General features: G+C 49.9%; 18 protein-coding genes. 1 reads left to right on the top strand and 17 read right to left on the bottom strand.

The genetic code is table 11. The features are described from left to right. Nucleotides 1-8: 8 nt before the first annotated feature. The 16 genes from MKY41_RS12070 to MKY41_RS12145 form a co-directional block, all read right to left on the bottom strand. The gene (locus MKY41_RS12070; protein WP_340745250.1) at nt 9-1,511 is read right to left on the bottom strand and encodes an acetaldehyde dehydrogenase (acetylating); all 1,503 of its coding nucleotides are present in this window, start codon (nt 1,509-1,511) and stop codon (nt 9-11) included. 17 nt (nt 1,512-1,528) lie between these two features. Continuing rightward, complete coding sequence (gene eutL, locus MKY41_RS12075) at nt 1,529-2,176, bottom strand: ethanolamine utilization microcompartment protein EutL (protein ID WP_340745251.1); 648 nt, start codon at nt 2,174-2,176, stop codon at nt 1,529-1,531. A gap of 16 nt (nt 2,177-2,192) precedes the next feature. Next, nucleotides 2,193-3,155, bottom strand: a complete 963-nt coding sequence (eutC, locus tag MKY41_RS12080) for an ethanolamine ammonia-lyase subunit EutC (protein ID WP_340745252.1) — start codon at nt 3,153-3,155, stop codon at nt 2,193-2,195. A gap of 12 nt (nt 3,156-3,167) precedes the next feature. After that, complete coding sequence (locus MKY41_RS12085) at nt 3,168-4,532, bottom strand: ethanolamine ammonia-lyase subunit EutB (RefSeq protein WP_340745253.1); 1,365 nt, start codon at nt 4,530-4,532, stop codon at nt 3,168-3,170. A 16-nt stretch (nt 4,533-4,548) separates the two neighbouring features. Then, nucleotides 4,549-5,985 (bottom strand): ethanolamine ammonia-lyase reactivating factor EutA, encoded by a 1,437-nt coding sequence (locus MKY41_RS12090; RefSeq protein WP_340745254.1) that lies wholly within the window; start codon nt 5,983-5,985, stop codon nt 4,549-4,551. Between the two features lie 184 nt (nt 5,986-6,169). After that, nucleotides 6,170-6,667 (bottom strand): EutP/PduV family microcompartment system protein, encoded by a 498-nt coding sequence (locus MKY41_RS12095; RefSeq protein ID WP_340745255.1) that lies wholly within the window; start codon nt 6,665-6,667, stop codon nt 6,170-6,172. A 13-nt stretch (nt 6,668-6,680) separates the two neighbouring features. Continuing rightward, nucleotides 6,681-7,022 (bottom strand): BMC domain-containing protein, encoded by a 342-nt coding sequence (locus MKY41_RS12100; protein ID WP_340745256.1) that lies wholly within the window; start codon nt 7,020-7,022, stop codon nt 6,681-6,683. Nucleotides 7,023-7,052: 30 nt separating this feature from the next. After that, complete coding sequence (gene eutH, locus MKY41_RS12105) at nt 7,053-8,357, bottom strand: ethanolamine utilization protein EutH (protein ID WP_340745257.1); 1,305 nt, start codon at nt 8,355-8,357, stop codon at nt 7,053-7,055. A gap of 126 nt (nt 8,358-8,483) precedes the next feature. Then, on the bottom strand, nt 8,484-9,053 hold the full coding sequence (locus MKY41_RS12110; RefSeq protein WP_340745258.1) for an ANTAR domain-containing response regulator: 570 nt from the start codon (nt 9,051-9,053) through the stop codon (nt 8,484-8,486). Next, entirely contained in the window at nt 9,028-10,476 is a 1,449-nt protein-coding gene (locus MKY41_RS12115) for a sensor histidine kinase (protein WP_340745259.1), read from the bottom strand. Before MKY41_RS12115 ends, MKY41_RS12110 begins: the two co-directional genes overlap by 26 nt. A 93-nt stretch (nt 10,477-10,569) precedes the next feature. Beyond that, nucleotides 10,570-11,580: a GTP 3',8-cyclase MoaA gene (gene moaA / locus MKY41_RS12120; protein WP_340745260.1), complete on the bottom strand. Its 1,011-nt coding sequence runs from the start codon at nt 11,578-11,580 to the stop codon at nt 10,570-10,572. A 5-nt stretch (nt 11,581-11,585) separates the two neighbouring features. Continuing rightward, complete coding sequence (mobA, locus tag MKY41_RS12125) at nt 11,586-12,158, bottom strand: molybdenum cofactor guanylyltransferase (RefSeq protein ID WP_340745261.1); 573 nt, start codon at nt 12,156-12,158, stop codon at nt 11,586-11,588. Further along, entirely contained in the window at nt 12,155-12,388 is a 234-nt protein-coding gene (moaD, locus tag MKY41_RS12130; protein WP_340745262.1) for a molybdopterin converting factor subunit 1, read from the bottom strand. Before moaD ends, mobA begins: the two co-directional genes overlap by 4 nt. Next, complete coding sequence (locus tag MKY41_RS12135) at nt 12,385-12,828, bottom strand: molybdenum cofactor biosynthesis protein MoaE (protein WP_340745263.1); 444 nt, start codon at nt 12,826-12,828, stop codon at nt 12,385-12,387. The genes moaD and MKY41_RS12135 overlap by 4 nt, the downstream gene beginning before the upstream one ends. Beyond that, on the bottom strand, nt 12,815-13,327 hold the full coding sequence (mobB, locus tag MKY41_RS12140; RefSeq protein WP_340745696.1) for a molybdopterin-guanine dinucleotide biosynthesis protein B: 513 nt from the start codon (nt 13,325-13,327) through the stop codon (nt 12,815-12,817). The genes MKY41_RS12135 and mobB overlap by 14 nt, the downstream gene beginning before the upstream one ends. After that, complete coding sequence (locus MKY41_RS12145) at nt 13,324-14,580, bottom strand: molybdopterin molybdotransferase MoeA (RefSeq protein WP_340745264.1); 1,257 nt, start codon at nt 14,578-14,580, stop codon at nt 13,324-13,326. The genes mobB and MKY41_RS12145 overlap by 4 nt, the downstream gene beginning before the upstream one ends. A gap of 71 nt (nt 14,581-14,651) precedes the next feature. Here MKY41_RS12145 and moaC point away from each other — a divergent pair, with 71 nt between their 5' ends. Further along, nucleotides 14,652-15,143 (top strand): cyclic pyranopterin monophosphate synthase MoaC, encoded by a 492-nt coding sequence (gene moaC, locus MKY41_RS12150; RefSeq protein ID WP_340745265.1) that lies wholly within the window; start codon nt 14,652-14,654, stop codon nt 15,141-15,143. A gap of 3 nt (nt 15,144-15,146) precedes the next feature. Here the strand turns inward: moaC and MKY41_RS12155 are convergent, their stop codons facing one another. After that, entirely contained in the window at nt 15,147-15,662 is a 516-nt protein-coding gene (locus tag MKY41_RS12155) for a MogA/MoaB family molybdenum cofactor biosynthesis protein (RefSeq protein ID WP_340745266.1), read from the bottom strand. Nucleotides 15,663-15,678 lie beyond the last annotated feature (16 nt).

Raw genomic sequence — 15,678 nt, forward strand, 5'->3', positions numbered from 1 at the left:
CCTGTCATTTATTTGGATAATTGTTTTACAATTTCATGGACCAGATTCTTTACCATTGCTTCATCGACACTTGCATCTATCGATTGCAGCACTTGGGATACGACCTGGTCTTCAGTTTCCCCGCCGGACGGCATATCGTTTTTCGGAAGGTCGACTTCCTTGATGCCATACGCCATCCGCTTGATATTCAATAAATGCTTGGCGGTCACATTGTCGGATGTAATATTGCCTCCGAACGTTCCGCATCCTAACGTCATGGACGGCATAAGTCCAGTCGTTCCACCGACCGCACCGACGGAAGACATTGTGTTGACCAGAATACGGGAGACCGGCATTTCCAGCGCAAACTCCCGCGCGATGGCATCCGTTTCAGTATGGATAGAAAGCGAATGTCCTCGTCCTCCTAGATTCAACAAAGACATGCAAATTTCCTTCGCATGCTGGACATCATTTGCGACATACATCGCAAAGACCGGAGAGAGCTTTTCCAATGAAAACGGAATATGCTTTCCTACTTCCGTTTCCATCCCAACGATTACCCGAGTTCCTTCAGGCAATGAAATCCCCGCCAACTTCGCGATCGCTTGTGGACTTCTTCCGACAATCTTAGGATTCACTTTCCCAGGTGTCGGGGAAACCACTTTTTCCATGATCCGTTTTTCTTCATCTGATAACAGATAAGCGCCGTTTTTCTTCAACTCACGCATAACGAGATCCTGTATGTTGCGGTCTACGACAATCGCTTGTTCCGTCGCACAAATCGTTCCATAGTCAAAAGACTTACTGTCCACGATGTTTTTGACGGCCTTGTCGATTTTTGCCGAACGCTCAATATAGACGGGAACATTCCCCGGGCCTACCCCGTAAGCCGGCTTGCCGGAACTGTAAGCAGCTTTCACCAAACCGCCGCCGCCCGTCGCCAAGATCAGGTTGACGTCCCGATGTGTCATCAGCTGTTGCGTGGCATCCATCGAAGCCATCGTCAAACATTGGATCAGGCCTTTAGGTGCGCCCGCCGCGACAGCTGCCGCATCGCAAACTTGCAGTGCTTCCTTCGTGCATTGTACCGCATAAGGGTGTGGGCTGACGACGATCGAATTGCGCGTTTTCAGTGCGATCAGCGTTTTGAAAAATGCGGTGGACGTCGGGTTCGTCGTCGGGATGATCGCCGCGACGACACCGAACGGCGCAGCCACTTCCACCACTTTATTGACCTTGTCTTCTCCGACAATCCCCACTGTCTTCAAATCCTTGATGCTTTCATAGACATCCCGGGAACCTACTTCGTTTTTAATCTTCTTATGGGCTGCCACGCCCATGCCTGTTTCTTCGACCGCCATTTTCCCAAGGCGCTCGGATTGTTCATAAGCCGCTTTTGCCACTGCTTGGACAATTCGGTCGACTTGTTCTTGCGTATAAGCCATATAGGCAAGCTGCGCTTCTTTTGCGGCTTTTACCGCTGAGCGCATTTCCTGCAATGCCAGTAAATCCGCATCCATTGCAACTTCCATTTCTACCCTCTCCTTTCTCAGTAATCCAATGGCCTTCTTGCCATCAGCTGGATCGCTTCCCTAAACGCATCGGCAGCCGCTTGGCAAGAGGACTGACTTCCCGTCAATAACCCGCCGCCAAAATTCGTTTCAGAAGGCGGTGAGAAAAATTCACAAATCCGGACATCCGCCGCTTTCAAGGCGGCATCCAACCCAACGACCGACTCGATCGGCGGAGCGATCAAATAGGCAAGCGCCTGCCCTTCCGCCACCCCAGCCGCTTTCGCTAAATAACTTCCACAACTCGAGATGGTATGGGCGTATAAGACATGATTCGGATTATCATTGATCGCTTCAAAATAAGCGGTGTTTTCAATTGTGATCCGGATGGAATCCAACCCGCTTTTCACTTCTTCAGGAGAAGGTCCTGCGATGATGCCAATGAATTCTCCCGATAAAGGACCTGAAGGATGGGCTGATCCGGCATAAAAACTTTTTGCATAGACCACTTCAACATCCGATGTCTTCGTCGCCTCATCCGCAGCCGTATAGCCGACATCGTCAATTGTCGTTGTGAAAAGTCCGAGGCTGCGTTGATATGGCTTCAGTTGAAACTGATTGACCAACCCTTCATCCACATTGGGAATGACTTGCATGGAGAGTAGATCTGCAAAGATTTTTTTCATGCTGTGCTGCCGCCTCCTATCCTTCTTTCTGGACGAGTGAAACGCCGCTCGCCTCGTATTTCAATATTTTCTGGATGAGCGTCCCGAGATAGGCTCCCGCTTCCACGGGTGGAATGCCTCCCTTATGGATGTTGGACACGACCATCCGATCCGCCTCGATCGTGCCGATACGGGGCTTGTAACAGATGTACGCACTTAATGATTCCGCCGATACCAGTCCCGGCCGCTCGCCGATCAAAATGATCACGACGTCCGGTTGCAGGATTTCCCCGATTTCATCCATCAAGGCAACCCGCCCTTTATCGACATAAAAGGTCGTACCCATCTCAATTCCCAGATTGTTCAGTGACTGTTCCAATGAAAGATAGACATCTTCCAAATTCTCCTCCAGCGCCTTCGCACTGAGGCCATTCGAAGCAACCACTTGGACGGTCGGGGCATGCTTGCATTTTTCTTTTACCAATCTCTTGGAATCATCCGAAAGCCGCCTACCTAAATCGGGGCGCCGGATATACTCCTCTTTGTCCTGCACTCTGGAATGGGTTTGGAAGAAATCGAGACGATTCAAAATTTCTTCGGGCACTTCCCCATACACAGCATCCACCGCAGCGGCATGGTCAAATCGGAATTGAAGCCATGTCGACGTTTTGGGTCTTGAGCCCGCGCGTCCTACCGCAATCCGGGCAGGCGTTTTTTTCCGCAGGTCTGCCAACTGATCATGGTCTTTCTCCTGCTCACTCGAAGAGTTCTTCGGAAGAGCCTGAGGGCGATGGTCCGCCTTGCTTTCACGCACCACCGTATTGTGAAACTTCACACCTCCGGCAGCCGCTTGGTGAGGCCGTTCTTCCGTTGCACGGTTTCCAACCGGGGTTTCATTGAAAATCTGGACAGGCATCCGGCTTTCCTTCGCCCCTGCTTGATTCGTCTGCAATTTTTCTACAACCATCTTCGTTATCTTCTCAATGAGTTGTTCGTTCACGGCAACCACCTCCTAACGTGTGAAGATCGTCGGGTCTCCCGCACGGGAACTCAGACGACCGTTTTCATAGATCCCCATTTTCTCAAGCCATGTTACATATTCAGGCGCAGGCGTCTTCCCAAACGTCTGCAATAGTGTAGCCACATCGTGATAGCTCATGGATTGATAGTTCAACATGACGTCATCGCCCATTGGCGTGGCGATGATAAAGTTCACACCTGCTGCGGAAAGCAATACACCTAAATCTTCGATGTCATTCTGATCCGCCTTGATATGATTTGTATAGCAGATGTCCACTCCCATTGGGATACCGTGCATTTTCCCCATGAAGTGATCTTCCAATCCGGCGCGGATGACTTGCTTATTGTTGTACAAGTATTCCGGACCGATGAAACCGACGACCGTGTTCACGATATATGGGTCGAAATGGCGGGCAAATCCATAATTCCGGGCTTCCAACGTCATCTGGTCGATACCGAAATGCGCTTCCGCCGATAATTCGGAGCCTTGCCCCGTCTCGAAATACATCACCTGTGGCCCCGTGCCAGTACCTTGCTTCATAGCCAGATCCCGGGCTTCCGCGATCAACTCCGCCGAGATGCCGAAGGAGCGATTCGCCTTCTCCGTCCCCGCGATACTTTGGAAGATCATATCAGCCGGAGCACCCTGTTCAACAGCTTTCATTTGAGTCGTCACATGGGCCAATACACAGTTTTGTGTAGGAATTTCCCATTCCTGAATAAAATCCTTCGTCGCGTGGAGCAGCCGTTTGACACTTTCGACAGAGTCATCGACCGGATTGATCCCGATCACGGCATCCCCGATCCCGTAAGACAACCCGTCTTTCAGGGAAGCGATCATCCCATCGACATTGTCCGTCGGGTGGTTCGGCTGGAGACGCGAGGAAAGGGTCCCTTTATGGCCGATTGTTATATTGCAAGTTGTCAGGATTTCAATTTTATTGGCCGCATGGACCAAATCTAGATTGGACATCAATTTTGCAACAGCGGCGATCATCTCGGATGTCAGACCTCGACTGATCCGCTTCAGTTCACGGTCGCCGACTTCATTGCTCAGAATGTATTCTCTCAACTCTGCGACAGACCAATTTTGAATCTCACCATAAATCTTTTCATTCAAATCTTCCTCTATGATCCGGGAGACCTCATCTGTCTCGGCAGGGACCAAAGGATTGTTGCGGATATCGCTCAAAAGGATTTCGCTTAAGACGGTCTTGGCAGCGATGCGCTCTTGGACCGTTTCGGCCGCAACACCCGCGAGTCGATCACCCGACTTTTCTTCGTTGGCTTTCGCCATCACTTCTTTCAAGTCGGCAAATTGATATTGGACTCCGCCTAACGCTGTTTGTAATTTCAATGGTCAACACCTTCTTTCATGACGAGTGAAATGTTAAAGTCTTCACGACTACCGGAACGACACCCGAATCGAGTGCTCTTCCGATATCTAAATAATCCCCATGTTCAACACGGATCTGATCGATACAAACGACGCTCTGCTTGACCTTCATAGCCAACAACGTCTGTCCTAACACCTTGGCGTGATCAGACTGCAAAACCAACACGATCGGCTGATCCGGCACAGGCCGTTGCTCCATCGCTTCAGTAACCACCTCTGCCAGTCGCTGAATATCCCGGAAGCCCATATACGGAAGTTCCGAAATATAGAGTGCGAAATTCTGGCCTTCCATTGTCGCGTCAAACATTTCAATGGCGGTTGTAATGGCCGATGGGAATTCATCCAACCCTCGCTGGAGATCGGAGTTGAATGAATAATGATAAACCGGTAAGTTTTTCAACGGCAGCTCATCCGGAGCAACTTGAATGGTAGCGCCGCTGATCTCCGTTGTTTGCGTACCCGCACCGAGGACGGTCGCCCGCACCGTTTCCACGGGTTCCATCCACTCGAACGCTTGAAGTTCGGCGTTCCGTTGCAGCGCATCTGCCAACAGGATTCCAATGTCATCGTACTTTGCGGTCGATTCACCCTCCGACTCATGCCGGTACATACATTCCGAAATGCCGCCCGAAAATACGATGACATCAATCGGACTTTTCCAATTCGGCGAATGCCCAAGCAATAGGGCCTGATCTTGCTCCCGCATCTCGTTTCGAAGCATCCTGGCAAGCGAATCCGCCATGAAGCGAGTGACGAAGGTTACTCCGTCCGATGTAGAAGAATCACCGATTCCCAGCGTAATTTCGTGTTCATCTAACAGGCGTTGGACGGGGGATGAAATCGATCGGATTTTCCCGTTCTCGAATTCGATCAACCTGCCGCCGATGTGCATCGTGCACGTCCCAAGCAACTCTTTATCCCGATAAACGGCCACATTGGCTGTGCCGCCGCCGATATCAATATTCGCGATCACTTTCCTGCTGCGACTGGACTGCTCAAAGGCACCCGAACCTTTGGCCGCAATAATGCCCTCCAGATCCGGTCCGGCCGTGGCGACCAGAAAATCGCCGACCTCTCCGGATAAGTAATGGAGCATCTCCCGGGCATTTCGCTTCGTCGCCGTCTCCCCTGTGATGATGACCGCCCCAGTTTCAATCTGAGCGGGCTCGATGCCGGCTTCTATGTACTGCGAGCGGATAATCTTCTCCACTCCCACCACATCAATCGTGACAGGATCGGCTAAGGGTGTTCGGAAAATCGGGCTTTTATATAGCACTTCTTTGTCCGTAATTTCAATCCGGGGCACATGTGTCGTCCCCGCTACGTTCATTAAAGAAAAACGGCTAATAATAAGTTTGGTCGTGCTCGTACCAATATCAATTCCTGCGCTGATCATCGTTTCCTTTTTTCGCATGCAGACACCTCCCTCCCCCACGGAAAGTTCGAATGTTGATTTGGAATGAAAACTAAAGAAAAAAAGGCGCCTTTACAAGCCCAAAGAATTCTCTTCGAGTTGTAAAGGCGCCATTGCCTCATGTATGCACATGTACTATTCGATACTTCTACTATAGCAAGAACTTTCCCACGTGTAAAGAAAGTCAGATGAACAGCAGACGATCGTCGTCCATCGCTTCTACGTATGCTTTCATGGAAGCCTGATCATTCAGTTTCACCAATTCCTGAATATGAGCAATTCCCACTCCTTGAACGGCAGACGTCAATACAATGGGGCCTCCCTGTACGACGACGGAACGAAGAAAATTCAATGACCGCTCGATGTCAGCCTCCGGATGATCGCATTTCGTGATTACCCCAATCGGCAATTTGGAAATCCCGGTACTGAAGCCCGGCGGGAAAATCAACTTCCCGCTCGTCGCATCCTGCAAATAACAAACATGCGTCACTTCCAACGAAGTCGCCATAATATTTTTATAAAATAAAGGATTCTCGGTATATTCGCCAGGCGTATCCACTATCCAGTCATAGTAAATCAATGTTTGTGTTTTAACCGCATCCACTTGTTTCCCTAACAGCGCATTGGTCAACGTGGACTTGCCCGCTCCGATCGCCCCGATCAACATAACCCGGTTTTTCATGTCACACACATCCTTATGACTTCGTAATGGGGGATGGCGTATATCCTAACATCTCCGACAAAAATCGGTTGATTTCATTCATGGCCATATCCACTTCCGAAACACTTCCGACAATGACGAGACTTCCCGTGAACCGATCCAAGAAACCGATTGATACATTCGCCGATTTTGTAGCTAAATCCCCCGCAATGATGACGGTCTCGCTCGGTGTACATGTCATAATTCCCAATGCTCCCGCCTGTTGAATGCCCAGTTTCTGAAACATATCGGGATCAGGGTTTGCAATTAAATGACTTAGCGTAATCTGTTTACCTGGTACAAATTCTTGGATAAATCGTTGTTTTTCCTCTTTCATGTTGCCTCCTCCTTCCTTCGCAGCACATGCTTACGAATTCGCCGGGACGGACTCTTTTACTTCCTCTTCCAGTTTCTCTGCCTGCTCTGGCGCGGTTGGTGCATTTTCCAAATACTCGCCCGGCTTGATCGTACCATCCGCACGGTCTTTTTCCTCCAATTTACGGGCTGTCGGAACGGAAATCCAATAGGCGATCGCAATCGCTATGATTCCCGCAGAAAACTTACCAAGCATGACCGGCAAGATGATAGTCGGTTGGAAGTTTGCCGTGAATGAAAGATGGTCCCCTAGCAAGAATGCCGAACAAACACCGAATGCAATGTTGATGACCTTATCTTTCGGCGGCATATAGCGGATGAGAGAGAACATCGCTAAGATATTAGCCATCGTAGCTAAGATACCAGCACTTCCCACTGAGGAAAGACCGAGCTTGCGCCCTCCTGCCTCCAATGGTTTCGCAGCGTATTTCCGTAGCAAGTATACCATCGGAAACGCTCCTGCCAGCATGATTCCGATATAACCGGCTGTTTCCAGCGCGCGGAATTGATCCTTCTCATCCGCCATGATCGGGTCGAAGCCCCATGCTCCGAATACCGTACTGAATACGCCTGTAAAAATTTCAACAATGGAGAAGACCAAGACCAACTTGATGGCCGCATCCATCACTCGACCAAATAACATGAAGCCGGCGATCATGCCGCGCGGGAAGAATTTAAGCCCCGCGGCAATCAATATGACAAAGATGAAGAGCGGCAACAGATTAATCAGAATCTGTCCATAACTTATGACAAATTCATATGTAGAATCTGATGTCGTACTAATGACATCCCGGACATCGGTATTAAATAAAACAATTAGAACAGATGCAATCAAAGCACCGATCGGAATCGTCAATACACCTGACATGACGCCAAGCGCCATATATTTATGGTCCCGTTTATCCAACATAGCAAGTCCCATCGGTATGGAGAATACAATCGTAGCACCCGCCATGAAGCCGACGACCAATGCCATGATCCACCCTTCATACGATGTCTTCAACGCGTCGGCCAATTGATAGCCACCCATGTCGGACGCCAGAATGGTCGTCGCTGCAATAGCCGGGTCCGCGCCGATCTTATCAAAAATAGGACCGATGAATTTACTGATGAACCATGTTAAATACGGAATGGATGCCATGATTCCGGCTGCGGGTACGAAAATATGACCGACAGCGTGGAGACCGGACATGAATTCTTTTCCCAACCCATCTTCTGGGTTCTTGATGGCAGCAAAAGCGCCTACGACAGCACAAGCCATAATTATATACACTATTACTGTACCGATCATTTCCATAGTAGAGTTCCCCCTCTAAATTTCATTTTCAAAAACGTGGCTTGCAATCTTTGAAAATGTCCCCCTCTCCAAAAACAAAAAGACGCCTAAAGAAAAGTCTCTTTAAGCGCCTTTGCTTGTTTATATTTACTTGTATGTTGAAATGATCTCATTGGCAAGCGACTCCATTGTCATTTGCCGAGACATGCTAGTATCTCTCATTTTCTTGAATGCGGCGGATTCCGTCAACTGTTCCGCCTCCATCAATATACCTTTCGCCCGTTCAATCAATTTCCGTCTTTCGACTTCTCGTTTTGCCGTATTGATTTCCTCTTTCAGTCGCTTCGTCTTAGCGGACTGATGCAAGGCGATTTCAACTGCGGGTATCAAATTCGCTTCCGCAATCGGTTTGACGAGATAGCCTACGACATTATCCAATTGGGCTTTTTCTATAAATTCCTTTTGGCTATACGCCGTGATGATCAAAATAGGCAAATCCAACTGTTTTCCGATAATCTGGCTTGCCTGCAATCCATTGATCTTCGGCATCTTAATATCCATCAGGATCAAATCAGGTTTATGCTGAAATGCGAGCTCAATTGCCCGATCTCCGTCTCCTGCTTCGGCCACCACTTCGTAACCGGCATCCTCCAGCATCATCCGAATATCCATCCGGATGAGAGATTCATCTTCAGCTATCAGTATTCTCTTTCTCATAATAAATAATAACCTCCGGACTTACTGGAAACGTGATGATCGCATGTGTTCCGATCTCTTCCGGCACATAATCGAACTTCCCGTTCAAGTCGTTGACGACCAAATTGTTGACAATATCCAAACCAAGTGATGCTTTCCGCTCTCCGATTCCGACGCCGTTGTCGATAATATGGAGTTCCAAGCATTCCTCTTTTGAAAAGAAATTGACAATAATTTCGCCCGGCACATCTTCAGGGAACGCATGCTTCAATGAGTTTTGAACTAGCTCATTTACAATGAGAGCTATTGAAACCGCTTTCCGTGATGATGTTAATATTGTATTGCCATTTGAACGAATAATCAAGTCCACTTTTTTTGGAAGTCCGCTTAATACCATGGCAGAACAGACTTTTTTCGTCAGATCGATTATGTTTATATCGTCGTCTTCCGCGTTTTCATTCGCTAGAATCATTTCATACACAGAGGATATGCTAAAAATCCGATTTAATGTATCTTCGAAATAGGGCCGGCTATCCTCCGGAACCCCTTTCCGCATTTGCAGCCTCAGCAAACTGGCGACGGTCTGTAGATTATTTTTCACACGATGATGCACTTCCTGGATCGCTACCGATTTCATCATCAGCTCTTTTTCCTTCATGCGCAGTTCCGTCAAGTCCTGGATGATAAGCAAGGTGCCTTTCGTCTTGTTTTTCTGCCGCAACCTAACTTTTTTGACGACAAGATTTTTTTGGTCCAACGTCAGTTCAAAAACGAAAACATCGTCTTTTTGCTCATAGACCGGTTTTACAAAAGGCATCAGCTGCACAATGTTTTTATTCAAAATCTGCTCTGTCCTGCTCATTTCCATCACGAATTTGACGCCCACCGGATTCGCATAGATCAGCCGGTTTTCATTATCCGTCAGAAGGAAAATTTCCATCAACAAGTCAGAGACTATCGGCATTTCGCTACTACTTTTTCCGCCCATCACATAATCGATCGGCTCTTGACCGAGTGAAAGTCTCCGCAAATCATAAGGGGGGGCTACCGGAGAGTCGACTTCCCTCTCTTGAATCAGCACGCCGATCACTTGATGCGAAGCATTCTTAATGGGGACAACGCTTTGCTCGACGGACTTGCCCTCTTGCGTGACTGCACGGCGAATGACCGATTTCTGCCCTTTCCGGTAGCTGTAAAAGACACCCGGCTCAAAGGAATCAAAAACGATTTTCCCCACTACCGAATTTTCATAGACCGAATCCACCGTCTTCGGAAAAGCCTCTGCCACTACGATCGCATGCTCATTGTCTTTCATCTTACAATCAATGAACATATAAGCTTCGGATAAATCAGCATATAATTGCAGAGTAGAGGCAATGTTTTTCAGTATTTCGATATCATCGGCCTGTAAATCAGTATATAAATCACATAATTTCTCCAACATTATTGTCACTTTAACTCCCTTTTGTCGGAATTGTCAGAAATAAGTAGTTTGTTAAATTATACATAACCCAGTCGGACAGGTCAATACGTTTTGTCACCCACCGATATAACTCATCCCGATTTTCTTCCGATTTTTCGCCGTCTGTTCGGTTCGTTCGTCGGAATATCGGTCGGTCCGGCCGTTCCATACTTCCGTGATGGCCATCAACAACTCCTCATCCGATTGTCCGCTGCGGACTAATTCCCGCAGATCGAACCCTTCCGATGCGAATAAACATGTGTATAACTTACCGTCGGAAGATAGCCGGGCACGGGTACAAGTGGAGCAGAACGATTCCGATACGGATGTGATGAACCCGACTTCTGCCCCGTTATCCGCATAGCGGTAACGCTTCGCCACTTCACCGTAATAATCCTCATCGACCGGTTCCAGATCAAGCGTTTCATTCAACATCGAAAAAATCTCTTTCTTCGTCACGACTTTCCGGAAACTCCAGGCGTTGTCATTTCCGACATCCATGAATTCGATGAAGCGGAGTGTGATTCCGCGTTCCTTGAAATAAGCGGCCATCGGAAGGATTTCCGTTTCATTGACCCCTTTTTGGACCACCATATTCACTTTAACATCAAATCCGACTTCTTTCGCATAGTCAATATTTTCAAGAATCAATTCCGGTCCGGTACCCCGGCCGTTGATTTCGCCAAAAATGACGGAATCGAGGGCATCCAGGCTGATATTCAGGCGTCGAAGCCCCGTATCATATAGCGGACGGGCATGTTGACGGAGCAGAACCGCGTTCGTCGTCAACCCGATATCCTCAATTCCCGGAACGTCCATCAATTTTCCGACCAACTCCGGCAAACCTCGGCGCAAAAGCGGTTCCCCGCCAGTCAGGCGCAATTTTTTCACTCCGAGCAAGGCAAAGAGACGGGCCAACCGCTCCACTTCTTCGAATGCGAGCAGTTCCCCCTTTGGCAGGAATACATAATCATCGCCGAAAATCTCTTTCGGCATGCAGTAGGAACAGCGGAAATTGCAACGGTCCGTCACCGAAATCCGCAGATCCCGGATCGGCCTTCCGAGCTTGTCTAAGATGGCTTCCATTGTCCTCAATCCCTTTCCAGTAAGCTGGGGTCATTCACATTTCGGAACGCCCGCTTATCGTTTTTTGCCAATCTATTGCCGTCCACCCACGTCACACCAACCGATGACAGAATTTCCATTACGCGCAGTTGTTCTTTTTCAAGGGCGGTTCGCAGTGCCTGTCTCAAATCCCGATCCCAAATGGAAATGAGCGGGTGAAACCTATCTTCCGCCCGGACCGCCGTCACGCCGGATCGATGTTGGCGAATCAACCCCTCCATAACCGAACGACTAATATAAGGCATATCGCATGGCAATATGACATAGCGGTCCGCTTCCACAAATTCCATCGCCGACAGAATCCCTGCAAGCGGACCGAGCCCTTTAAACTCTTCCATATCTACGATAACTGTCGCCGTTTCCGGAAATCCCGCGAGTAGCTCCGGCCGCGCCACGATGACCATCTCGCTGCACAGCCCGTCCAGCGCGTCCATTGCAATCCGGTAAAACGGCCGGCCATCCAACCGGGCAAATGCTTTCGGCGACCCGAACCGCCGAGATAGCCCTCCGGCCAGTACGACGCCGACCGTCTTCGTCATCCCCCGCTCACCGGCGGGATGAATGCGCAACTATCTCCCGATTGGATGATATCCTCTTTCAAGGCGTACTCTTCATTCACCGCCACGTGGACAGGAGTCGCCCCAAAGCCGGGGTACGTCTCTTCCGCCCAATCGAGCAATTCCTGAACCGTCATCGTTTCACGATCGATCGTCTCTTCTCCTTTACCCGTCAACTCACGAAGCCTAGCAAAATAATTCACTCGGATCAATTCTGCACCCCCTGCTCCGGATATTTTTTCTGTGCGCCGATCCACTCTTCCCCGTCTTCCCAAATCTCCTTCTTCCAGATTGGGACAATTTCCTTAATGCGGTCGATCGCGTATTCATTCGCTTCATACGCCGCTTTCCGATGGGGGGAGGAAACAGCAATAAGCACCGCGATATCGGATATATGCAGCTCGCCGATCCGATGCACAATCGCCACCTTCACGCCCGGCCACTTCTCTTCCATCTCCGCACCGATTTCCGCCATCTTCTTCTCCGCCATCGGCACATACGCCTCATAAGCCAAGTACAATGTCCGAACGCCATGCGTCCATTCCCGCACATTGCCGGTGAATACCGTCACCGCGCCAGCCGATGGATGAAGGACATAATCCATATATTTCTGAATTTCTATCGGCGTTTCCACGATTTCAAAAGGTTTCATTTGCATCCTCCTCTACTAGCCATTTGGTAAACCAATCGTCCAATTCGCTAACGCTGTCCCGTGACTGGATATGCGGCATGTCCAACTCCAATTCCGGACAACCGACGACGAGCCGGATGTCTGTCACTTTTCCAAGAGGACTCCAGTCTTCTACTCCCCGAAGAAGGACGACCTTCTCTCCCGTCTCACCCTTATACCCTTCAATGAGAAGTACATCCGGATGTCCCATTGCGGACAAGGCCTTCAATTGGTCAAAGGGGGGCTCTTCATTCCAAAGCAATTGCACGGCTCCGCCCCCTGCCACGACCGTCATGTCCGCTCCGCTATTCCAAAACTGCATCGTATCCGTCCCGTCATCGGGCATCGCGGGCGTTCCGCCATGCCCATGATGCTTCAGGACGGCGACCGACCTCCCTTGTGCTTTCAAAAGGTGGACCCATCTAGTGATCAATGTCGTTTTCCCGCTATTTTTGAAGCCGACGATATGGAGCGTCTTCATAATACCCAATCACGGACACCCTGTTCAGCACCGATCAGCAAAATATCGACTTCCATCCCTTTCTCGTACCCCCGTGTCCCGCTCGGCAGTACGATAAGACAATTCCCCCGTGCAATCGACGACACGGCGTTTGATTTATTGAAACCGGCAGGCACTGTGATCAGCCCTTCTGGTGCCAGTTCCCAAACGGCTCGGATAAAACGCGTGAACGGGTTCGGTTTCGTGAAATCTTCACCGAGTTTCGCTTTCATCCGCGGCATATACGGCGCTGTTCCTCCCATCATACCGAGAATGGCCGGCCGTGCAAACAATTCGAACCCAGTGAAGCAAGCGGACGGATTCCCGGACAATCCGAACAATAATTTCCCCTCCAGCACCGCCACTGTTGTCACACTGCCCGGACGCATCATCACTTTATTGAATAACACTTTCGCACCGAGCCGCTCATAGATGGCCGGCAAATAATCATAGTCGCCGACGGACACGCCTCCGGTCGTCAACAGGACATCCGTTTCCGCAAGGGCCTGTTCGACGATAGCAGTGCAAGCATCCAAATCATCTTCCATGGCGCCGTAGGATCGGCACTCAATTCCCATCTGTTTCAATTGGGCTTCCACCATCGGGCCGTTCGAATTGCGGATTTTTCCAGGCACCAGCTCGTCCGAGACGGAAAGCAATTCAGTTCCCGTTGATAAAATCCCGACTACCGGCCGTTTCCCCACTTTCACTTCGGCATAGCCGAACGTGGCAAGCAGGGCGATTGTCCCCGGATGGATAAGGGTCCCCGCCTCAATGAGCGTTTCTCCCTCTTTCGCATCTTCCCCTTGAAATGAAATATTCTCCCCCGGAGCAAACGCTTTTCGGATTGTAAAGCCGTTCCCCTGTTCAACGGTTTGCTCCAGCATGACGACGGTATCTGCCTGGAGCGGTATTTGCGCCCCCGTCATGATCCGGTAGGCTTCATTCGCCCCAAGCGCTTTTTCTCCCACATGGCCCGCACCGATTTCGCCGATGACGGAAAACGCCACCCGCTCCTCTCCCGAAGCGCCAGTCGAATCTTCGGCGCGAATGGCAAATCCGTCGTATGGCGATCGGTCAAAAGGCGGGACATCATGTTTTGCAATGATTGGCTCCGCCAAGATCCTTCCGTATGTATCTTCCAAAGGCACGTTCTCCGTCCCGATCGGCTGTACGTTGTCCATCACCCGGCGCACAGCCTCCGCTACCGGGATAGGCTTCCTCAATTCAACCATGCAAATCCCCCCACTTCCATCTGTTATACTGTATCTACACAAACTACCATTAGCAGAAAGGACGCGATACGATGTCTGAACTTACCCATTTCAACGAACAAGGCCGCGCTAAAATGGTCGATGTCTCGGACAAGGCGGTCACGGCACGTACGGCCATCGCCAAATCCTCCATCATCGTCAATGAAACGATCCACTCCCAAATAACGGAGGGAACGAACAAGAAAGGCGACGTCTTCGCGGTTGCCCAAGTGGCGGCCATCATGGCGGCCAAAAACACGGCGAACATCATCCCGATGTGCCATCCGCTGCCATTGACAGGGATCGACGTCCGGTTTGATTGGAAAATTGATGAAGATGCCAAGCACTTCGAAGTCCTGATCCAAGCCGAGGTGAAAACGAAAGGCTTGACCGGGGTTGAAATGGAAGCCCTCACAGCAGCCTCAGTTGCGGCGCTCACCATCTACGATATGTGTAAAGCTGCGGGCAAAGAAATGATCATCGGCCCGACGATGCTGCTGAAAAAGACTGGCGGCAAAAATGGCGATTTCCAACGGGAAGGATAAGTCCTATTCCGTAAGATGCTTTTTTAATTCATGCACAATATGATGGATTTCCGGCAAGATTAACTTCTCCATCGCCAAGGCAACCGCCTTCGAGGAACCGGGCAGAACGAAGACCGCCTGGTTCTGGACGGTGCCCGCGGTCGCCCGGCTTAATAAAGCCTTTGATCCGACATCCTCCGTGTAGCTGACATAACGGAACAGTTCACCGAAACCGTCCAATGTTTTCGTAAAAAAAGGTGACACCGTTTCGATCGTGACATCGCGATGGCTAATGCCCGTTCCGCCCGTTGTAATGATTCCATCAATATCGTCGTTTTCGAACCAATGGACGAGCGCTGCAGCAATCTGATGTGGATCATCCCGGCAAATTCGGGTTTCCGCGACTAGATGTCCAGCCTCCTCCAACTTCCGGCGGATGACCATTCCGCTTGTATCCTCTTCCGGTATCCGCGTATCGCTGATCGTCAAAACACAAACCGACAATGACCGCTCCCGATCCAACTCCTCCAAATGTGACAATGACCGCTCCCCCTAT

It is taken from the genome of Sporosarcina sp. FSL W7-1349 (assembly GCF_038003045.1).
Classification (GTDB): domain Bacteria; phylum Bacillota; class Bacilli; order Bacillales_A; family Planococcaceae; genus Sporosarcina.